Source organism: Staphylococcus sp. NRL 16/872, from assembly GCF_022815905.2.
Lineage (GTDB): Bacteria > Bacillota > Bacilli > Staphylococcales > Staphylococcaceae > Staphylococcus.
This window is the reverse complement of sequence record NZ_CP119327.1, coordinates 602,859-622,573: the sequence shown is the minus strand read 5'-3', so window position 1 is coordinate 622,573 and position 19,715 is coordinate 602,859. Positions and strand designations below refer to the sequence as shown.

Annotated in this window: 20 protein-coding genes; 8 read left to right on the top strand and 12 right to left on the bottom strand. The window is 30.6% G+C overall.

What is annotated here, in order from left to right:
* Window positions 1–135: 135 nt before the first annotated feature.
* From MT340_RS02825 to MT340_RS02800, 6 genes are all read right to left on the bottom strand, one after another.
* The gene (locus tag MT340_RS02825; protein WP_243588706.1) at window positions 136–552 is read right to left on the bottom strand and encodes a DUF2871 domain-containing protein; all 417 of its coding nucleotides are present in this window, start codon (window positions 550–552) and stop codon (window positions 136–138) included.
* Window positions 553–697: 145 nt separating this feature from the next.
* Complete coding sequence (locus tag MT340_RS02820; RefSeq protein WP_243588705.1) at window positions 698–1,315, bottom strand: YcnI family protein; 618 nt, start codon at window positions 1,313–1,315, stop codon at window positions 698–700.
* A 15-nt stretch (window positions 1,316–1,330) separates the two neighbouring features.
* Window positions 1,331–2,578 carry a copper resistance CopC/CopD family protein gene (locus MT340_RS02815; RefSeq protein ID WP_243590226.1) on the bottom strand — a complete coding sequence of 416 codons (1,248 nt, stop codon included), beginning with the start codon at window positions 2,576–2,578 and terminating at the stop codon, window positions 1,331–1,333.
* A 253-nt stretch (window positions 2,579–2,831) separates the two neighbouring features.
* Window positions 2,832–4,187, bottom strand: a complete 1,356-nt coding sequence (locus MT340_RS02810) for an MATE family efflux transporter (RefSeq protein WP_243588704.1) — start codon at window positions 4,185–4,187, stop codon at window positions 2,832–2,834.
* Window positions 4,188–4,300: 113 nt separating this feature from the next.
* Entirely contained in the window at window positions 4,301–4,729 is a 429-nt protein-coding gene (locus MT340_RS02805; protein WP_243588703.1) for a MarR family winged helix-turn-helix transcriptional regulator, read from the bottom strand.
* A 160-nt stretch (window positions 4,730–4,889) separates the two neighbouring features.
* Window positions 4,890–6,173 carry a YhgE/Pip domain-containing protein gene (locus MT340_RS02800; protein ID WP_243588702.1) on the bottom strand — a complete coding sequence of 428 codons (1,284 nt, stop codon included), beginning with the start codon at window positions 6,171–6,173 and terminating at the stop codon, window positions 4,890–4,892.
* A gap of 164 nt (window positions 6,174–6,337) precedes the next feature.
* On the opposite strand from MT340_RS02800, the gene MT340_RS02795 reads away from it, so the two are divergent.
* The 6 genes from MT340_RS02795 to MT340_RS02770 all read left to right on the top strand — a co-directional run bounded on the left by MT340_RS02795 (window position 6,338) and on the right by MT340_RS02770 (window position 12,688).
* Window positions 6,338–6,952 carry a TetR/AcrR family transcriptional regulator gene (locus tag MT340_RS02795; protein ID WP_243588701.1) on the top strand — a complete coding sequence of 205 codons (615 nt, stop codon included), beginning with the start codon at window positions 6,338–6,340 and terminating at the stop codon, window positions 6,950–6,952.
* Window positions 6,953–6,982: 30 nt separating this feature from the next.
* Window positions 6,983–7,927 (top strand): magnesium transporter CorA family protein, encoded by a 945-nt coding sequence (locus tag MT340_RS02790; RefSeq protein ID WP_243588700.1) that lies wholly within the window; start codon window positions 6,983–6,985, stop codon window positions 7,925–7,927.
* Window positions 7,928–8,072: 145 nt separating this feature from the next.
* The gene (locus tag MT340_RS02785) at window positions 8,073–8,459 is read left to right on the top strand and encodes a YbgA family protein (RefSeq protein WP_243588699.1); all 387 of its coding nucleotides are present in this window, start codon (window positions 8,073–8,075) and stop codon (window positions 8,457–8,459) included.
* Between the two features lie 925 nt (window positions 8,460–9,384).
* A complete protein-coding gene (gene rsp, locus MT340_RS02780; protein ID WP_243603564.1) occupies window positions 9,385–11,490 on the top strand; it encodes an AraC family transcriptional regulator Rsp in 2,106 nt (701 codons plus the stop codon).
* Between the two features lie 69 nt (window positions 11,491–11,559).
* Window positions 11,560–11,982, top strand: coding sequence for a pyridoxamine 5'-phosphate oxidase family protein (locus MT340_RS02775; RefSeq protein ID WP_243588697.1), 423 nt, complete (start codon window positions 11,560–11,562; stop codon window positions 11,980–11,982).
* A 352-nt stretch (window positions 11,983–12,334) separates the two neighbouring features.
* Window positions 12,335–12,688: a DUF4889 domain-containing protein gene (locus MT340_RS02770; protein ID WP_243588696.1), complete on the top strand. Its 354-nt coding sequence runs from the start codon at window positions 12,335–12,337 to the stop codon at window positions 12,686–12,688.
* Window positions 12,689–12,819: 131 nt separating this feature from the next.
* Here the strand turns inward: MT340_RS02770 and MT340_RS02765 are convergent, their stop codons facing one another.
* Together MT340_RS02765 and MT340_RS02760 are read right to left on the bottom strand one after the other, a co-directional pair.
* Window positions 12,820–14,097, bottom strand: coding sequence for a cation:dicarboxylate symporter family transporter (locus MT340_RS02765; RefSeq protein WP_243588695.1), 1,278 nt, complete (start codon window positions 14,095–14,097; stop codon window positions 12,820–12,822).
* A gap of 180 nt (window positions 14,098–14,277) precedes the next feature.
* On the bottom strand, window positions 14,278–14,637 hold the full coding sequence (locus tag MT340_RS02760; protein WP_243588694.1) for a DUF3139 domain-containing protein: 360 nt from the start codon (window positions 14,635–14,637) through the stop codon (window positions 14,278–14,280).
* 282 nt (window positions 14,638–14,919) lie between these two features.
* Here MT340_RS02760 and MT340_RS02755 point away from each other — a divergent pair, with 282 nt between their 5' ends.
* On the top strand, window positions 14,920–15,363 hold the full coding sequence (locus MT340_RS02755; RefSeq protein ID WP_243588693.1) for a MarR family winged helix-turn-helix transcriptional regulator: 444 nt from the start codon (window positions 14,920–14,922) through the stop codon (window positions 15,361–15,363).
* Between the two features lie 228 nt (window positions 15,364–15,591).
* Window positions 15,592–16,008 (top strand): Hsp20/alpha crystallin family protein, encoded by a 417-nt coding sequence (locus tag MT340_RS02750; protein WP_243588692.1) that lies wholly within the window; start codon window positions 15,592–15,594, stop codon window positions 16,006–16,008.
* An 81-nt stretch (window positions 16,009–16,089) separates the two neighbouring features.
* Here MT340_RS02750 and MT340_RS02745 read toward each other — a convergent pair whose 3' ends face one another.
* The 4 genes from MT340_RS02745 to nreA form a co-directional block, all read right to left on the bottom strand.
* Window positions 16,090–17,265 (bottom strand): nitrate/nitrite transporter, encoded by a 1,176-nt coding sequence (locus tag MT340_RS02745; RefSeq protein WP_243588691.1) that lies wholly within the window; start codon window positions 17,263–17,265, stop codon window positions 16,090–16,092.
* 263 nt (window positions 17,266–17,528) lie between these two features.
* Complete coding sequence (gene nreC / locus MT340_RS02740; RefSeq protein WP_243603563.1) at window positions 17,529–18,182, bottom strand: nitrate respiration regulation response regulator NreC; 654 nt, start codon at window positions 18,180–18,182, stop codon at window positions 17,529–17,531.
* Window positions 18,183–18,202: 20 nt separating this feature from the next.
* Window positions 18,203–19,237: a nitrate respiration regulation sensor histidine kinase NreB gene (gene nreB / locus MT340_RS02735; RefSeq protein WP_243588689.1), complete on the bottom strand. Its 1,035-nt coding sequence runs from the start codon at window positions 19,235–19,237 to the stop codon at window positions 18,203–18,205.
* A gap of 9 nt (window positions 19,238–19,246) precedes the next feature.
* The gene (gene nreA / locus MT340_RS02730; RefSeq protein WP_243588688.1) at window positions 19,247–19,696 is read right to left on the bottom strand and encodes a nitrate respiration regulation accessory nitrate sensor NreA; all 450 of its coding nucleotides are present in this window, start codon (window positions 19,694–19,696) and stop codon (window positions 19,247–19,249) included.
* Between the last annotated feature and the right edge of the window lie 19 nt (window positions 19,697–19,715).

Sequence of the window (19,715 nt, the reverse complement as noted above, 5' to 3'; positions counted from 1 at the left end):
CATTATACTACATGTTTTAATCTTGGTGAAGAAATCCCTACATTATAATAGGTAATAATACCTCGCTATCATTTATTTTCAAAAACAAAAAGGAGCAAGACATTAAATTCTGTCCTACTCCTAAATCCTTATACATTAATCTCTAGGTTCTTTCAAAATAGCTTGGCGTAATAAGAAAAATAGTAATAATAAACCGGCTAGCATGCCTGTATGACCAATACCTGCAAAACCAGCAAAAGCTTCAGGTGAAAAGCTTTTACCAATGACTTGATAAGTCCCTTTAGTTATCATCATTCCTATAGTAACTACAACTCCAATATTATAAATGATGAAAAACCAATTAAATAGGTAATAACTACTTAATTTAAATACTTTCTCAAGTGGAAGCAATATTAAAAACATAAACATCCCTAAAATTAGGGTATGCGTATGGACTACAGCTAATTGAGTATCGCCCGTAAAATGATGCGCTTTAGTTAATTCTCTGTAGTAAAACCCACTCAATAGTCCAATAATCATATAGACTAAAAAAGCATATAATAATCTACGCATGTCAAAATCCTCCCTCACATGACTATTATAATTGATTATCATTTAGTTTAAAGTAAGAATAAATGACAATTAACGCAAAAATGTATAAGTAAAGGACAACTTCTATGATTTACCAATAGAAATTGTCCTTTTTTCAAATATAAAATTATTTATTTCTAGCGTGTTTAAATAATGCAACTAATGAAAGAATTATTGCAACGATTGAGATAATCCATAATGCAATTGAACCACCTGAAGATTGTTGTTCACTTGCTTTCTTATCATCTTCAGATTTATCGTCTTTCACTGCTACAGCATTCGCATCTTTTTTAACTTCTAATGTTGGCGCTGGGTGTTCGCTATCTTCTTTACCTACCCATTTCACTTTATCGCCATTATCATAAGATTGAATGGCTTTAAATGAATATTTACCTTCATCTTTAGGACTTGCTAAGATAAGGGGTAAATCGATAAATTCATCTGGTCCAATACCTTTACCTTTTGCTGTCCAAGTAATTTTAGTAATATTTCCTTTTTTATCTTTATCTAATTTGTATTTATATTCGTCTACTGGCTGAATATTAACAACCTGTACCTCTTTAGGCACTTCTAATTCTACTTTTTCAGTGTGATCTTTTTGTTCTACTGGCACACGTACATCCACACGTTCGTAAGATTCTGGATCCACTGCTTTAGGATTTAATGTGACGTGCGCATCTGCGAATTTAAAGAAACCTATTGAAAAGAAAAGCACTAAGCTCGTGGCTAATAATTTTTTAATCATCTTTATATCTCCTTACTATGGAATACTAATTTGACTCATTACAACACCTGCTATTATAAGTAATAAGCCAATTGTTACTTCTATAATTAATGAAACTTTATTTACTCTATTACGTTTATTTAATGCACGTGTCGTTTGCATGAAACCACATGCCATCATAATTAATGTTCCTACTACTTTTATAATTAAGAACACTGTCCAAGGTTGCATATTATGCCAAATTGATAATATTTTCGTTTCATCGATAGACATTAATATACCTGACAGAATAATGACTGTTACGGCTGCGACATTAACTTTAAATAAGATTTCGCGCAGTAAATCTACGGCATCCCTTTTCCGAGTGAAAACAGAAGTCAGTAGATAGATAAGTGCCCCTAACCATAAACTAATACCTGCAAGATGTAAGGTTCTTAAAATAATTGACCATAGTGGCACGCTTTGAGACCACGCGTGACCTGACATACTCAATGCTAAAATCATCGCAATCGATACAATCCAATACCACGATTTCTCCATATTTCTTAATACGAAGAGACCGCTTAATATAATCAGTGCAATTGAACTTAAAATGTATGGGAATTGCACGAGTGCACTTGGATTAAGCGACAATACATCGTTTAATACGTCTGATGACAATGTCATTAAATATAATACTAGCGACATTAAATAGGCCATCATCATCATTAATGATACTGCGATATGTCTTGGGAAGACATCAAACGTCGACAGATTGTTACGACGTGCAATACCGTTCAACCAATAAAGACCTACTAATATAATTGTAGCGCCTTCAGCTATATATCGAAATACACCAAACCAGAAGTCAGGCGTTTCATAGAATGCTGGAGTCGTATCTACGCCATTAGCTGTTTTCTTTCCGACTGAGAAGTCGAAACGATCACTGATTTCATGTCCATCAGCTGACACCGTATGCCATTCTATTTGGTGGGTCCCATGTCCCACTTTATCTGCAGGAAAAGTTAACGTCTGAGAGTGCCCCGTTGTTGAAGGTTTCACCTCAGCAATTTCTTTACCATTATCATTATAAATGGTGATACCAGAATAGTCCGCATTAACTGGTTCATTAAAAGTTAATTCAATGTTATCAGGATGCTTTGAGACTACTCCATTTTGTGAAGGTGTGGTTTTTTCTAATGTAGCATGTGCTGATGCGATATGTTGAAAATTGGGAACCAACATAAATAAAAACATCATTAAGATGGCTAAAGCTACTTTCGAACTTCGCTTTAATTTCACTATTGACATCCTCCTATAAAATTTTGCTCATTTAATAATGATAAAATAATGTTTACTTTTTAACAATAATAATTCTAATTTGTCACTTTTTATCCAAAAAAATGTAGTTGATAAAAAAGCCCGATTCAAGCGTATTTTTAATACAGTTAGTTACTTTCAAAACGTCAAAGAACCTGAGACATTTGATAATGTTTCAGGTTCTCTTTTTACATTTTAATAATTATTCAATTTTATGTTCTTCATTTTCAAAAAATAATTATTCTTCAATTAGCGCTTGTTTATCGACAGTAAGTTGATTTCTTAATAAGTAAACAATTAACATAGCTAATAATGCACAAATTGTTTCAGCAATTAATAATGACCAAACAACGCCTGGTAAGCTGAATAAAGCGTTAAGTACGAAGAGTACTGGGATAATGACAGTACCTTGAGCAATAGCCATGATTGTAGCGCCACGTCCTTGCCCTGTTGCTTGAAGCATTCCTGTAAATAAGAAACCAATTCCGTTTAATAGTAAAGATGTCATAGTGACTTTTAAGATAAATGTAGCTAATGTCACGATTTGTGGATCAGTGCTAAATAATTGAACGATTGAATGACCGAATAATAATACGATTGTCATACATACCGCAAAGATAGCTACTATAGATAAAATAACTGCTTTAATTGTATCTTTCATACGCGTTTTATTAGAAACGAAGTTATATGCAATTAATGGAATAACACCTTCAGATAATCCCATAATAATTAATTCTGGGAATTGCACAAGTCTGAATGAAATACCGTAACTTGCAATAGCATAGTTTCCGTAATGTGCTAAAAATAAATTGACCACTAAACCTGTAACACCCATTAAGACAACCATTAAGAATGCTGGAATACCTATTTTAAAGATTTCTTGTACCATTTCTTTAGTGGGTTTAGCGTGTTTGATATTTAATGATAACGTATCATCTTTAATTGCAATATAGATAATAAAGAATAACGCGGCTACTAAATTTGAAATGGCTGTACCTAATGCTGCCCCTACTACGTCTAAGTGGACACCAAAGATTAAAATAGGATCTAAAATCATGTTTAATACTACGCTTGAAATCATACCAATCATTGAAATTATTGGTTTACCAATCGCACGTGCAAATTGTTCTAAGACAAAGAATAGAATAACAAATGGTGTGCTTAAAAATTGAACTTTCAAATAATCACTTGTGAATTTTAATGTTTGACCACTAGCACCTAACACGCTAGCAATTTGATCTGTGAATGGTGTTGCAATGATAGCAATGATAACACCAAAAATAAAACTACTAAAGATTGAAAAGCTACTTACATAATGACTCTTTGTGTAATCTTTGGCACCGAGTAAACGTGAAATATATGTTCCTCCACCTACACCGAATAAATTACCGAAAGCCATTAATACTGCAAAGATAGGCAATGTGAGTGAAATGGCTGAAATCATGTGACTGTTGTCTAAAAATCCAATAAAGTAAACGTTTAAAATACCATATATAACACTTAATAATGAACCAATCATCATTGGCAATGAAAAGTGCATCATCGCTTTAAATATCGGTGATTCTTCAAAATAATATAATTGCTCGTCTTTCATTTCCATAATCTCCTTTTATCTTAGATATCTAATAATTAGATACCTAACTATATATCCAAAAATAATCGGGACTTAACTCAAGTTAAATGTTGTGTATTGTCCCGTACTTGCATTTAATTTGCATTTTTAATATTTTCATACATTCTTTCAAAAAGTGACTTCAATTGTTCTTTCTCGCTGTCCTCAAAATCTTTAACTAAAATCAATTCAATTTCATCGAAAATACTAACAAACGATTCTACTAAACGATTGCCTTCTTCAGTAAGTTTTAAATTCTTACGTCTTGAATCATCAGGATCAACCGTGCGATAAATCAAGCCTTTTTTCTCTAAACTCTTTAAAGTGGAACTTACCGTTGAGCCCTTACGTTGAAACGTTTTTAATAATTCATTCTGCGTGATACTTTTGTCTTTATGTCGATAGATATAACCTAGCGTATGACTTTGTTCTTGGGTCACATTATACTCATCTAATTTTCTGTCAGCGTAATTTTTCATTTCATGTGCTAACATTCTGATTAAGTATTGATATGTTGCTTCCATATCCTCACTCCATTTAGTTAGATATCTAACGAATATAATACTCTCTTTCAAAAAATAGTCAACCGATATATTAAAGTTTAAATTTTCAGATTTTAATTCTTGAAAAATAAACCCCAGTTTAACCATTATTTTGGCTAAACTAAGGTTTCTCAAATTATTCTTATGATGGTACTTCAGTACGTTTTGTACTATGTTTTCTAACCATTGCAGATACAATAACTGAAATTACACCGAAGATCATAAAGCCAACCATCATCCAAGTTGTTGTATTCATAGTAAGATGCTCATTCATGTAAATAATTCTTCTTAAAGAATTAGCATAATGTGTAAACGGATCGATGTTATATACCCAAGTTTGATATTTTTTTGGAAGCATTTCTTTAGGCAATGTAACAAGTTGCATGCTAAAGAACATAAGTAGAATGAAGATTGGTAAAGCTTTCATACCTAACCAAACCATAATTCCTAAGATTAAACCGATAAATCCTAACATTGAAATTGTTAAGAATAATGCTACGCGATTAATATGACCTAAACCGAAGTCAAATCCTAATACACCATGCATGAAGTAAACGAAGCTAAAGCTTCCTAATACCGCTGTAATGACTGCTACAACAATTTGTCCTAATGAAGCAATAATACGTTGTTTCCTTTCGACATTATTACTTGTTCTAAATGCAAAGAATAATAATACAGATGATACTAATGAGCCCATCCATACTGGCATAAACATTAAGAATGCTGCATTACCGCCACCTTGATGGCTAGCAATTGAATGTAAGTCTTGGTTATCAACTTTAACAGGGTTTGTAATGCCTTTAATATCAGATGCGTCTACTTTTACGTCTTGTTTAGATAACGTATCGATACTTTGTTTAGTAATTTGATTATTCAAATTATCGCCCATACCACTTAAAACTTTTGACACCATTTGAGATGCTTGCATGCTAACGCCTTTGTTAACAATTGTTTTGAAAGTAGCTTGTTTTACATCAACACTTTTATTCCCCATTTTTTCTTGCATTTCTTTTGCTGCTTGAGGTGGAACCTCTCCTGATTCAACCTTTTGTTGCATTTCTGATTTTTTGCTATCCATGACTACTTTTTGCGTTTTGCTCATCGCATTTTTTGAGAAGTCTTCATCAAAAATAGCAACCCCATAATATTTTTCATTTTCCATATCTTTTTGAATATCTGATTCGTCGTCTACGTTAATCCATTTAATTGTTTCAGAACGACTATCCATTAATTTATCTTCAATTTTTTTACCAATATTTACTTTATGACCTTGGATATCTACGCCTTTATCATTATTTACAACTGCAATTGGCATTTCTTTAGGTTTTGGATTGAATGCTGGATAAAATGCTAAAGAAAAGATAACTAATAAAGCAATCGCAGCTAAAGGTGTAGCCCAAAGTAAAATACTTTTGAAAATATGCATCTTCTAATACCTCCTATTTTTTATTGAACAATGTGTTGAATATTTAATACGTTGTAAATTATAATGAGGTAGTCAAAAATAAACAATAATCAATTATGCGAATAGCGTATGGTTTTGAACAGATTAGTTATTTTTGTCTAATAACTTATTGGAGGTCGATATATATGAAAGAAGATAGGCGAATCAGAAAGACAAAGTCAGCAATAAAGAAAGCCTTTATACAGCTACTAAAAGAAAAAGATCTCGATAAAATTACTGTTCAAGATATTTCCAATCAAGCTGATATTAATCGTGGTACATTTTACTTACATTATGAAGATAAATATACGCTATTATCAGATATGGAAGATGAATATATTTCTGAAATATGGTCTTTATCCCAATTCAATCATTTTAATGCTAGTTCCCCAGAAAATATCGCGGATGAATTTATAAATAATACGTTAACGAAGATCTTGCAACATATTGCTGATAATATTGACTTCTACCATACTATTCTTCAATTAAATAGAAAAAGTAAGCTTGAAGATAAAATTTATTTCTTAATAAAGGAAAATATGCAAAAATATATAAGTGTTAATCATGAAATTGATGGCATCCCTGAAATGTATTTTCATAGTTATGTAGCCGGTGCCACCATTTCCACTATTAAATATTGGGTACAGGATGACAATCGTATTACTGTTGATGAATTGACGCAACACATTTTCAAAATCGTTTACAACGGTCCATTAAGAATTATGGCAGAAAATCATTACGCACGTACTCAAACAACTTAGACTAATTGAATATGAAAGGAACCATTAACCATGCTAACTGCATACAAACATACAACGACTAATGAAATTGTTGAAACAACACTGTTAGATCGTTCTGCATCATGGATTAATGTTGTAGAACCAGATAGAGAAGAAATCGAGGAGTTAATTGAACAATATAATCTTCCTGAAGACTTTATTCGAGATCCATTAGATTCCGAGGAAAGTGCACGTATTGAATATGATGAGGATACGGGTTACTCATTAATTATTGTCGATTTACCAATTGTTAGCTCTACGAATCGACGTGTGCTTTCATTCGTAACCATTCCTTTAGGCATTGTTATCGGAAAAGGAATTATTTTAACTATTTGCGATGCTGAGAATGAATTCTTAGAAAATTATACACGCCAAGATAATGTTAATTTGAAATATCACAGTCGCTTTGCATTAGATATTCTCTTAACAATTTCTAACCACTACAACAGAAATTTACGACTTTTGAATAAATCACGAATTCGTATAGAACGTGAATTGAAAAATAATATTACTAACAAACAACTTTACAAATTAATGGAAGTTGAAAAAAGTTTAGTATACTTCTTAGCCGCACTAAAAGGGAACGATACTATTATTAAAAAACTATTCCGCTTACCAGCGATTAAACGTTTCGAAGAAGATGAGGATTTACTTGAAGATTTAGTGATTGAAAATAACCAAGCGATTGAGACAACTGAACTTTATACAAGTATCCTAGAAAGTATTACGACATCATACTCTTCATTACTATCTAATGAAATGAATAACATTATGAAAACATTGACGTTATTTACCGTTTTACTTACATTGCCAACACTTGTTTTTAGTTTCTTTGGAATGAACGTGCCGCTTCCAATTGATGATAAAAGTTATCTCTCATGGATGATCGTTGTCGGCATTTCACTCATACTTGTAATGATTGTTAGTATCTTCTTGTGGCGTAAACAGCAACTTTGAAAAATGAATGATTTATTTAAAAATAAGATCAAAATCTTATCATTGATAATAGGATTTTGATCTTTTTTATTATCTTATACATTAAATATTGAGTGCAGTGGTAATACATTAATAATTACTATAGAAACGAGAAAGGAGTGATGTTATGAAAGAACGTGGTTATATTGAAAAGCTATGGCGTGAGGAAAAGTATCATGTGTTACTTCATAGCCAACAATACTATAACGAAATTCGTGAATTACTCAAATCATCTCCGTCATTACAAGAAGTACAATTAAAAATTGAAGAAGCTTTAAGAATGAATCCTACAAAAGGCACAATTATTAATGCTTACGACCATATGTGGGGATATTTCAAAAATGATGCTACTGAAGAGGAAAAAGAAAAATCTAAAACTTTAAAAAATGAATTTCAAAACGAGACAATTACTAAAATTGAGTTGCTTACATTTTTAAAAGACTTAGCTCAAAAATATAATGTTACCTATTTATTAGAAAGTCACGTATTAAAAATAGTCAATATAAAAGACTGAAGCTTCTCCTCAACGAGTTTAACTTCAGTCTGTAGTGTATTAATTCTATTCAATTTCTTAAAGAGGAATATTTTCTTGATGTTTAAAGCATTTATGATACATACATTTAGGTATATAAGTAAAACTGAAATACTTAATATTAATATTTAAATTAACTGGGGAATTAAGCTAGTTCTAAATATACGTTGTTTGGCTACTGTTAATACCTCGTGCTATGTGTACATTTGTGTATATTCTTAATCTAAGTTGTATAGGGATTCAAAGTTGTGATGACTGACTACTCTCATAAAATTTCATCCTCTACTTTGTTGTTTAGGCCTGATGTAGTTAAGAGTAATGATATTTCATTCCACACGAGAAGTTGATGCATGTTGTTTCACTTGGGTGTTGGAATATCTTGATGTTGTTCTTAATGCATGAAATGAAATGAGCTTTATGAGATTTGTTGTTGACCTATGCACATGAATAGCATTTTAATTTGTCTAGTTGTTGTTTCTTAGTTGTTAGTTGCTTGTTTCTTGATGCTAAATATTCTTCATGATGTTGTTCAATGATGTTAAGACAGAACTAATACATAAATTATTGATTTCAAGCTTTCTTATTTTAATTATTAAAATGAACTTCATTAACGATTACTTCGATATAAAGTTAACTTGCTTTGAAATCTATATTTATTATGCAATATAAAGAATTATCCTACACTATTGAAAATTTCCAAATCAATCACGCTATATTCTTAAAAATTTATTTATATTGTGTATAGATGAAAAATTTTAACGCTTTCATTATAAATTACTTAAAAAGTTTTTATTTTTCACTATTAATTTTTCTTATCTTTTAATTTATAATAGCTTTTATTATCCTCAAAACATGTTGAACGATATTATTTTTCAAAACTATACTAACGATCAGGAGATACACATATATGAGTAGCAACCTTCTCTTACATGAACATATCACTTCCGCACCAACACGTAATATTAACCATGTTATTTTACTTTTTTCGCTAACCAATGAGTTAATTATTTCAATAAATGGAGAAAGCAAAGATTTACAAAATCACATTGCAATCATTAATCAAGGTGATTTATATCAAATAGAAATGGCTAAAAATTTAATAGAACTTAAAATCCCTGTCGCATACTTTTATTTAGAGGATAATACGTTCTTTAATTGTTATTTTGATCGCCATCTTTTACAATCTAACCGATTTATTAAGTCCATCATTTTGCAAAGTATTACTCACTTTTCAAACAATGAACCTCAAGATGAAGAGGCCATCTCAAAAATCATTCAAACACTTTATAAAGAAGCCGTAGTTAGAAACGAAACGAGCTACATCCCTAAAATGTCGGTAGATCATCAAATACTATCGAACATTTTATTATTAATAAATGAAAATATAACTAATAACATTTCTCTACAAGATTTAGCTCAATATGCTGTTATTTCTGAGTCTTATTGTTCCAATTTATTTGTACGTTATCTTAATATGAACTTCAAAGATTTTTATACAAGTTTAAAAATTATTCATGCTTTAAATCTACTATTATCCACAAATCAATCCATCACTGCGATTTCTGAATTATCAGGTTTTAGTAGTCACACAAATTTTACAAATCAATTTAAGAAGTATTTAGGCTATAACCCCAAACAATTTCGTTCAAAATTAAATAGTTTAGAGCCAATGCCTAAAATTAAATTTAGACATTATATAGAAGACAAACATTTAGATTTAATTTCACAATTTGAATTTACGGATCATTTAACCACTGAAACAACTCATATTGACATTCATAATATTGAAACTCAAACCAATACTAAATCTTCGAAAGCATTTATTCATTTTCAAAATACAAATGAATTATTTCAATTTGTATTTAATGATTTTTACAATATTGAACTTTCTCATCTACCTAATTCTGCTATTTTGATTAATGATGTAAGTGACATTCTTGGGCAACAAATCAATTTTAATTTGTTAAATAGATGTTTTGAGAAACTTTTTGAAAAGAAAATTAGTCTAGCAGTTACTATTAAAAATCAATCTGAATTCAAAGAAATTTATCGTCTCATCATTTCATTTTTACAGAGTAATCGAGATTATCAATGGAATAAAAAAATGGTTAAATTTATGCTCGTTTTTGATACTGAATCTATGACTATTCAAGATATTCATATAGCCCATTTAAAGTTAAAAAATAAAAATCGTGCAATTAAATTCGGCTTAATCGTCGATGGCTTACTCCATCAATGTGACACCTTACAAGAAACTTACGATATTATGAATCGCATGAACTTTGACTATTACTTTGTAGATATTGAAAATATTAATACAAAAAATGTATTAATCGATAAACAACGGGGCTTTACACATGCAAGTACACATTTTGAAAACTATATACGTTTTATTGAAGATTCCAAAATACCTTCAACACAATTTGTATATAGCAGTCTTTCGCTACGCTGTTTTAAATATACAAATAATGGTACTCATCCGATACAATTGTCCGATTTAGTATGTCATTTAACTGCTTTATTAAAATACGGGGGTGGCATTTGTTATAAATTAATTGAAAATGATCCTATGTATATTTCACTATTTAATCATCACGGAAGTATCCTTCCCATCATGCATTTGTATCAATTTATAACACCTTTTGTAGATGAACCCATTATCATTGCAAATAACTATCTAATGAGTCGTAAAGATGGAAATTATCATTTTATTCTCTTTAATAAAATTAATGATCGCTATTTGTCCGATAGTAAACAGCACTATCATTTCCAAAATGAATTAAACGAAAATTCACTATTTATAGTAAATACGCTCAATAATGAACATGGCTCTATACAACATTTAATGCCACAAGATAACTTGCCTGTTTATATTGAAAAGAGCATTATGAAACAATTAGATCGCTCTAACCATCCAAAAACTGAATTATTTATTCAAGAAAAAAATCATGCAACATTTCAAATTACATTACAACATGATGAAGTGAAGTATATATGTATTAAACCAGTCTAACTCATTTATTATCTTTAAGTTTAATATTACGTCATTTAGGTAATATATTTTAGTAAGGAGATGATGAGTTTGGATAAACAACAAGCTACTCAAACAATCGAAAAAGTTTTAAAAGAGTCTAAAATTGGTGTATTATCAACTGCTTATAACAATAAGCCAAATAGTAGATACATGGTATTTTATAATGATGGTTTAGATTTATATACGAAGACAAGTACGAAAACTACTAAAGTAGACGAAATTGAAAACAACCCTAATGCTTATATTCTTTTAGGATATAATGAAACAACAAATAATAGTTTTGTTGAAATAGAAGCCACAATGGAAATTGTGAAAGATCAAAAAGTCATTGATTGGTTATGGGAAACACAAGATAAAACGTTCTTTGATTCTAAAGAGGATCCAGATTTATGTGTATTAAAAGTTAACCCAAAAACAATTACACTTATGAATGACGATAAAATTGATACACCTGTAACTATTGAGCTATAAATTTTAACACAATAAATAATAAACTATCTCAAGAGGCTGGGACAGATAAAATGTCTCAGCCTCATTTCACATTTGGCAGTAGCTAACTGAATTGAAAATGCGCTTATATCAAGCTTTTTTCAATTCTAGTTATCTTTGCCTGGCGGGTGGGGCCCCAACATAGAGACTTTCGAAAAGAAAGTCTACAAACAAAGCAAGTTGGGGATACGACGAAATTATTTTAATTTCTGTCCCCCTCCCTTATTTTTATGTACTAATAATGACACATTTGAATATATTGATTTTAATATTTTATTGCATTTCAATACTATATTTTGTATAAATGAGATAGTACTTTCAAAGGAGATACATAATGAAAAATAAAAAAGGCTTAGGATTAGGCATTGCTTTAAGTGCGATTATGCTTATTGTATGTGTTGTATTAGTCGTTATGATGATGACTGGAGGCCAAAAAGAGACCTATTATGGTTATATGAAGGATAATCATACCATTGAAAAAATGGTAAGTGAGCAAACTGAAAAAATTGAAAATAATGTTCAATTACCTTCAAATGCAGATGTAAATGTTAAAAAAGGTGACTTTGTCTTCCTTGTAAAAGAAAAAGGTTCAGATAAATTTTCAAGGATATCTAAAGTCAAACACGATGATGTACCACATGGACTTATGATGAAGATCCATGACATGGGTGACATGAAAGGTATGTAATTGAAATAATAACTTCCTCGCACGAAGATGAAATTCACCTTTGCGATGAAGTTATTTTTTATGCAAATTTTCCCAACAAAAAAGTACCGAGTAAATCAATACTCGGTACAAAAAATGTCAGATTTCTTTTTTTAAATTGATTCTAAATATTTTTCGCCTTTTTCTTTATCATAAACGTTTTCCCATTTAGAAATAACGATTGACGAAAGTGCGTTACCTATAACGTTAACACATGTACGAACCATGTCTAATAATCGGTCCACACCAATGATTAGCGCAAGTCCTTGGGCAGGTATATTCATTGCCCCTAGCGTTGTAAGTAACACTACGATAGAAACGCCTGGTACACCGGCCATACCTTTAGATGCCACCATGAGTGTCACCATTAAAATAATTTGTTCAGAAATTGATAAATGCATGCCATACATTTGAGCTACAAATAAGGCAGCGATAGATTGGTATAATGCTGAACCATCTAGATTAAATGAATAACCAATCGGAATAACAAATGAAGTTACATCCCTTGGTGCTCCAAATTTTTCCATTTTCTTCATCATGATTGGTAATACCGCTTCAGAACTTGAAGTTGAGAAGGCAAGTAATAATTCATCTTTCAATATTTTAATTATTGAGAAAATGTTAATGCCAACCATTTTAGCAACTATACCTAAAACTACAATTACGAAGAATATCATTGCGAATACAACGACTAGTAATAATTTAAGTAATGGAAGTAATGCTGTCGCGCCAAATGTCATAACAGTAGTACAAATAAATGCAAAGACCCCGATTGGCGCTAATTTTAAAATTTGATTAATCATCCAAAATACTGCTTCTAATACACCATTTAAGAATCCTTTTACAGGATCTGCTTTTTCTCCTATTGCAGCTAACCCTAATCCGAAGAACACTGCAAAAAAGATAATAGGCAATAATTCACCTTTAGTTAATGCTTCAAATATGTTTGTTGGTACGATGTTTACAATGGTATCAATAAAATGATTTCCATATGTAGAATGTTCTGCTGCTGAAGCAGATGTTTCATATTTAGATATATCGCCTTTAGGTAATTTGTGACGATCTAAACCAGCACCTGGCTTAAATAAGTTGCCAATGATTAAACCTATAGCGATAGCTATTGTTGTTATAATTTCAAAATAAAGAATTGCTTTCCATCCATAACTACCTATTTTTTTCGAATCCCCTAGATTTGAAATAGATAATGCTAATGCACAGAATACAATTGGAATGATGATCATTTTGATTAAATTTAAGAAAATGTCACCGAAAGGCTTAATATAATTTGCTACATTCGTTTGTCCAAACAATAATAAACCTACTACTACTCCTAGAACCAAAGCAATTAAAACTTGCATTGGTAAACTAATCTTTCTCTTGAACAGAGCCATGTTGGAACCCCCTTCATCTGACATCGCTTAATTATATCAAATATTTTAAAAACGGGATATATAATTTTTTAACCTATTTATTATTAGCAATATTTGATTTAACAAAAATTATTAATTTAGATATAAAAAAGCTGTACATAGACAACTTTATATTGTCTAAATACAGCTTAAATCCTAATGTTAAGGTTTAAAATTTTGATTAAAGTAATTATATTTGGCACCTTTTATACTTTTTTTAGTTTCAGTATCAAATCCTTCTGCAAAAATACCTTTACGCGTACCAATAGGTTGAATAACATAAGTTAAGTTTGGTTCATCTTTAAAAATAACTTCTTTATAATAAACACCCTTTTTAGCACTGTATAGCGTTTTTTCAGATTTCACTTTATCTGTAAGATGCTTTTGTTCTAAATAACTATCAACTAATTTTATATTTCTGTGTCCTTGATACGTTTTCATACCAAAGAAAAAAGCGATAGCTACAACTAAAGAAATAGCAAATATAATTACTACTCTTATAATTATTTGCTTTTTACTCATTTTGAGTCTCCTTTTAATCTACCTATTCAAAATGTCGAAATTCTATTATCTAAATTATTATGAATGAAATAACAAATTTTTTAAAGTAATTACATATTTTTGTAACAAAATCTACTAAATAGTTTATCTCTAATTCAAAATAAATCAACACTTTTTTATATTCTGTAGACGTACTTTTATCATGTTTTTAAAACTCTTAAAAACTCTGTAAAATACTATGGCAACAGTCTTGACATTAGTTTTAGTTCATACTATCTTTAAATAAGTTAAGGGGGGATAAATATGTATGTAAAGGACAGCTATTTAAGTAAACAATTATGTTTTTTATTATATGTAACTTCTAAAGAAGTTATTAAAAAGTATACTTACTATTTAAAAGAACATGATTTAACATATACAAGTTTTATGGTTGTTATGGCTATTGAAGATGATGAAAAAATAAATATAAAATCTCTTGGCCAACGTGTCTTTTTAGATTCTGGAACTCTTACACCTCTCTTAAAAAAATTAGAGAAAAAGGGCTATGTTAAACGTATGCGTGAAAAGGAAGATGAACGCAATTTACAAATTTCTTTAACTGAAAATGGTAAAAAAATTAAGCCTGTATTAGAATCTATTTCTGAGCAAGTATTTGAAGACTTTAACTTTTCTAAAGAAGAAGAAACTGAACTTGTTCATAGTTTACGACACGTCATTACTAATAACTTCGCTAATGCGTCAGAATAAATCATCACACATGACAAAAGCACACATCTTATATTATCCTTTTCATCTATATAAAAGACTTTATACATAATTTACAAACTTTTGTCATGTTCTTTTTCAATCCACATTTTTACATACTTCTTTATAATTGCTTTTACTTTACGTGAGGATATACTCTTTATATAATGAAGTTGAAAATTTTCACTAAACAGTTGTGATTTCAACTCTTATTAAAGGAGAGATTTTATAATGAATAATAGAGACTTTTTTGATCAATCTATTTTTAAAAATAATCCTAAAGATGTATTTCGCGATTTAGGTGAGCAAGTATTTAATCAATTTTCATCAAAGACTTTTCCAACAAATATTTATAATCAAGCTAATCAATATATTTTAGAAGCTGAATTACCAGGTGTTAATAAATCAGAAATTGAGTTAACTTATGAACATTCAACACTAACTATTAGCGTTCAAAAACACGTTTCTGAGCAAACTGGGAAAGTTCAGCTTAGTGAGCGCGCAAGTGGTGAGCTTATTAGAAGATTCGATTTTGAAGATATCGACGAGTCACAAATTAAAGCAAGTTACAACGATGGTATTTTAGTAGTTATTTTACCTAAAGAAACTTTAGACGAAGATAATACTACTAAAATTGAAATTGATTAGTAACATTGAATAATCAAATATTTTTTTCAATAAAAAAACGTAGGATTCATTTTCAGCAATGTTTCCTACGTTTGTTTTTTGTTATTTTGTTGTTATTGAGTGTTTACCATATTCTTTCTTATATAAGTGCCCCATTGTAATAAAGGCTAAAATACCAAAAATTGCTAATAGAATAAATGCTAAATGGCTTGAACCTGTTAAGTTTGATACATATGTGATGACTAGTGGTGGGAAGAAACCACCTAATCCACCCATCATCGAAACAATACCGTTAGCAGCGCCAGATTCTTTTGCAAAATAAGATGGCACTAATTTAAATACTAAACCATTTCCTAAACCAGCACATATACTAATAGTCAAACAGCCAATTGTAAATAATGCGATGTGGCTAGATATGCCTAATAGAATAGCACCTATGATCATAACAACAAAGTCAAACATCAATACTTTTACAGCATTAAATTTATCTCCTAACACGCCTCCAAGTGGTCTTAGAAACGTTGCTAAAGCAATAAATACACCGGATCTAATACCAGCATCTACTTTATCAATTCCGAAATTATGCACTAAGTAGTTAGGTAAGAATAAACCAAACGCTACAAATGCACCGAATGTTATAAAATACCATAAACTTAAGTAATATAACTTATAATTTGAAGATAGCTTTTTCATCTGCGACATTAATGGTACTTTCACTTTAGGCTCCTTATTATCACCTAAAATAAACATTAAAACCGCAAAAAGCGCAATGATAATTAAGTAACTTCTAACTGTTGTTTGCCAACCAATAATCCCGGCTATAGGTGGCGCTAAGAAAGAAGATACTGCAGTTCCTACGTTCCCTACTCCGTAAATACCATTTGCTAAACCTACTTTGTCTTTTGAAAAGTATTTAGGAACTGATGTTACACCTACTGAGAATACTGCTCCTCCAACACCTAAAAAGAACCCTGCTAACATTAGCATCCCAGGTGTTTGAGCTTGTCCTAATAAAAAGATAGGAAATAGTAATACTATAAAGCTACAAAAGAAGACCCATTTTGCCCCAATAATATTAGTTAAATATCCAAATGGAACACGTAAAATAGAACCTAGAATAACTGGAATAGCTAAAATGATTGATAGCTGTTCCGGAGAAACTTTAATATCTTGAGAAATATAAGGCATAAGTGGAGAAATAATACTCCAAGCCATAAATCCTACTACAAGACTTAATGTTTGTAATGTAAGTTGAAAAACTCCCTTATTTTTTTTCATTTTTTCACCTTCACTATTTCATTTTTTCTTTATCAGTAATTGTTATATTAAAAGAGGTCAAAAATAATATTTCAATCACATTACTGATTACATTTAAATTTTAGTTAATTTGTGAAAAAATGAACATAAGGATTTTCCCTTATACTAATGGGAAATCCCCCTATTTTTATATTTATTTTTTACATAAATATAAAGCCATGAAGAAAGCTACAATTCTCGCTTTCTTCATGGCTTTTAGTGTATTCTGTATTATGTTTTTTAAGTTAAAAATCTAATAATTTTTTCTTCAATGCGTATTCTACTAATTCTGGCTTAGACTTCAGTCCCAATTTAGTCATGATATGTGTTTTATGTGCTTCAACTGTCTTAACTGAAACAAACAATTTCTCCGCTATATCTTTATTACCATATCCTTTGGCTATTAATGGTAATATTTCTAATTCTCGTTTAGAAAGAATTTTAAAAGGATCATTCGTAGATGCCTCGTCTATATTCGTATGATTAACAAATTCATTGACTAACGACGTTGTTAATTTCATATCTACATATGTTTCACCTTTGTATACCGTACGTACTGCCAATATTAATTGTTCATCAGGTGAGTTTTTTAAGATATATCCTTTAGCACCATTACGAAGTACATGAAATAAATATTCTTCATCATCATACATTGTTAGTATTAAAATTTTGGTTTCCGGAAAACTTTCAGCAATTTTACTTGTGGCGATTAAACCAGATTCTCCTGGTGGCATACTTAAGTCCATGATAAGAACATCAGGTTTGTATTCCATTACTTTTTGATAGGCCTCTACCCCGTCGGCAGCCGTTGCCACAACTTCCATGTCTTCCTGAAAATTTAATATCATTGAAAACCCAGATCTAACAACTGCATGATCATCTGCAATTATAATTCTCAATTCAATTCCCCTAACGTCCTCTAAAGTGGTATTTCTAATGTAATAATCGTCCCTTTTCCTATATGTGTTTCGATATCCACTTTTCCTTTAACAAGTTCGGCTCTTTCATTCATCCCATATAGTCCTAAGCCAGTCCCTTGTGGTTGTGAATTAGGATTAAACCCTTTTCCTCTATCGACAATCTCCGCTATCAAATTATTCTCAGTCTGTTGAACTGATACATCAACTGAATTGACACCAGCATATTTCAAAGCATTAAAGATAGCTTCTTGTACCACCCGATAAACTACAGTTTCAATTTCACTATTAAATCGTTGATCTTTAATATTCGATTGATACATAATTTCTAATCCATAGTTTTCTTCAAATTGTTTAAAATATGACTTAAATGCCGCTTCCAACCCTAAATCATCTAGTGATGATGGTCTCAATTCTACAGACAGATTGCGTATGTCATTGATTAAGTTAGACATTAGACTTTCGATATGCTCTGATTTTTCTATTAATTGTGACATCTCTTGTTGGTATTTCAATAATCTTAATTCTACATCGATATTAAGCATTTCTTGAACCACACTATCATGCAATTCCCTAGAAATTCGCTTTCTTTCATTCTCTTGTGCAGATATTGTTTTACGTAACATTTGACGCTGATACATCTTTTCTTGACGCTCAATTTGAGGTGAAATATCTTGTAGTGTAAATGCATATATTTTTTCATCTTCATCAATACATTGATAAGAAGCAGTAAAAGGTTGCACTTTATTGTTAACCGTCTTCATAAACACTTGAAAGTTCTTATCATTAGGTGTTGATGTATCTAAATAACAATTGATACAACTTTGAAGTGCAAATTCATTAGAATACCCTTCACAGCGTCTACAGATCGCATCCGTCATGACACTGTAATTGTTATCCAGGGATATAATTTCTTGAGCCGCTTCATTCATCGCAATCACTTTGCCGTCAATATTAATAAAGACAATTTTTTCATTTGTTTTTTCGTAATACTTTTTAAGCAAATCCTCTAAGGTATGTTCCTGAGTATTTAGCACATATATCACCTACATTTCTTCAGTAAATGCCCATAACTTACCACTAATATTTAAATTATGATTATCAGGAAGAGGTTTTTCATCCCGTTGTCCTAATAATAGAACACCATACACTTTTTGGTCGTGACATAGTGGTATAGCAATAACTGCCGTCAATTCTTCACTAATTAAGATAGGATATTTAATTTTTTCTTCAGGTGGCAAAGTTTCGGACACGTGTGACAATATCATGCGTTTTGCCGTTTTCATTACCATGCCAGCTAGTCCACGACCTTTTCTCAAAATAATCATTTTATAACGATGATTCAAATTGCCAGATACATATCGCCATTTAATAGGAGATGCTGTCGAATAATCTTCGTATAATGCTACTCCAGCAAAATCATAACCTTCATCTATACGTAAACGATTTAATTCGTCTTGAAAAGTTTCTTCCTTAATTAAAGGTTCAGTGAGCACTTAAGTCTCTCCTTTCATC

Excerpts from the sequence above, each read along its gene's own strand:
- MT340_RS02800 (WP_243588702.1), bottom strand. The coding sequence starts at position 6,173 with ATGCATATTTTCAAAAGTATTTTACTTTGGGCTACACCTTTAGCTGCG.
- MT340_RS02770 (WP_243588696.1), top strand. The coding sequence starts at position 12,335 with ATGAAAAATAAAAAAGGCTTAGGATTAGGCATTGCTTTAAGTGCGATT.
- MT340_RS02810 (WP_243588704.1), bottom strand. The coding sequence starts at position 4,187 with ATGAAAGACGAGCAATTATATTATTTTGAAGAATCACCGATATTTAAA.
- MT340_RS02795 (WP_243588701.1), top strand. The coding sequence starts at position 6,338 with ATGAAAGAAGATAGGCGAATCAGAAAGACAAAGTCAGCAATAAAGAAA.
- MT340_RS02785 (WP_243588699.1), top strand. The coding sequence starts at position 8,073 with ATGAAAGAACGTGGTTATATTGAAAAGCTATGGCGTGAGGAAAAGTAT.
- MT340_RS02745 (WP_243588691.1), bottom strand. The coding sequence starts at position 17,265 with ATGAAAAAAAATAAGGGAGTTTTTCAACTTACATTACAAACATTAAGT.
- rsp (WP_243603564.1), top strand. The coding sequence starts at position 9,385 with ATGAGTAGCAACCTTCTCTTACATGAACATATCACTTCCGCACCAACA.
- MT340_RS02805 (WP_243588703.1), bottom strand. The coding sequence starts at position 4,729 with ATGGAAGCAACATATCAATACTTAATCAGAATGTTAGCACATGAAATG.
- MT340_RS02750 (WP_243588692.1), top strand. The coding sequence starts at position 15,592 with ATGAATAATAGAGACTTTTTTGATCAATCTATTTTTAAAAATAATCCT.
- MT340_RS02760 (WP_243588694.1), bottom strand. The coding sequence starts at position 14,637 with ATGAGTAAAAAGCAAATAATTATAAGAGTAGTAATTATATTTGCTATT.
- MT340_RS02790 (WP_243588700.1), top strand. The coding sequence starts at position 6,983 with ATGCTAACTGCATACAAACATACAACGACTAATGAAATTGTTGAAACA.
- MT340_RS02825 (WP_243588706.1), bottom strand. The coding sequence starts at position 552 with ATGCGTAGATTATTATATGCTTTTTTAGTCTATATGATTATTGGACTA.
- MT340_RS02755 (WP_243588693.1), top strand. The coding sequence starts at position 14,920 with ATGTATGTAAAGGACAGCTATTTAAGTAAACAATTATGTTTTTTATTA.
- MT340_RS02820 (WP_243588705.1), bottom strand. The coding sequence starts at position 1,315 with ATGATTAAAAAATTATTAGCCACGAGCTTAGTGCTTTTCTTTTCAATA.
- MT340_RS02765 (WP_243588695.1), bottom strand. The coding sequence starts at position 14,097 with ATGGCTCTGTTCAAGAGAAAGATTAGTTTACCAATGCAAGTTTTAATT.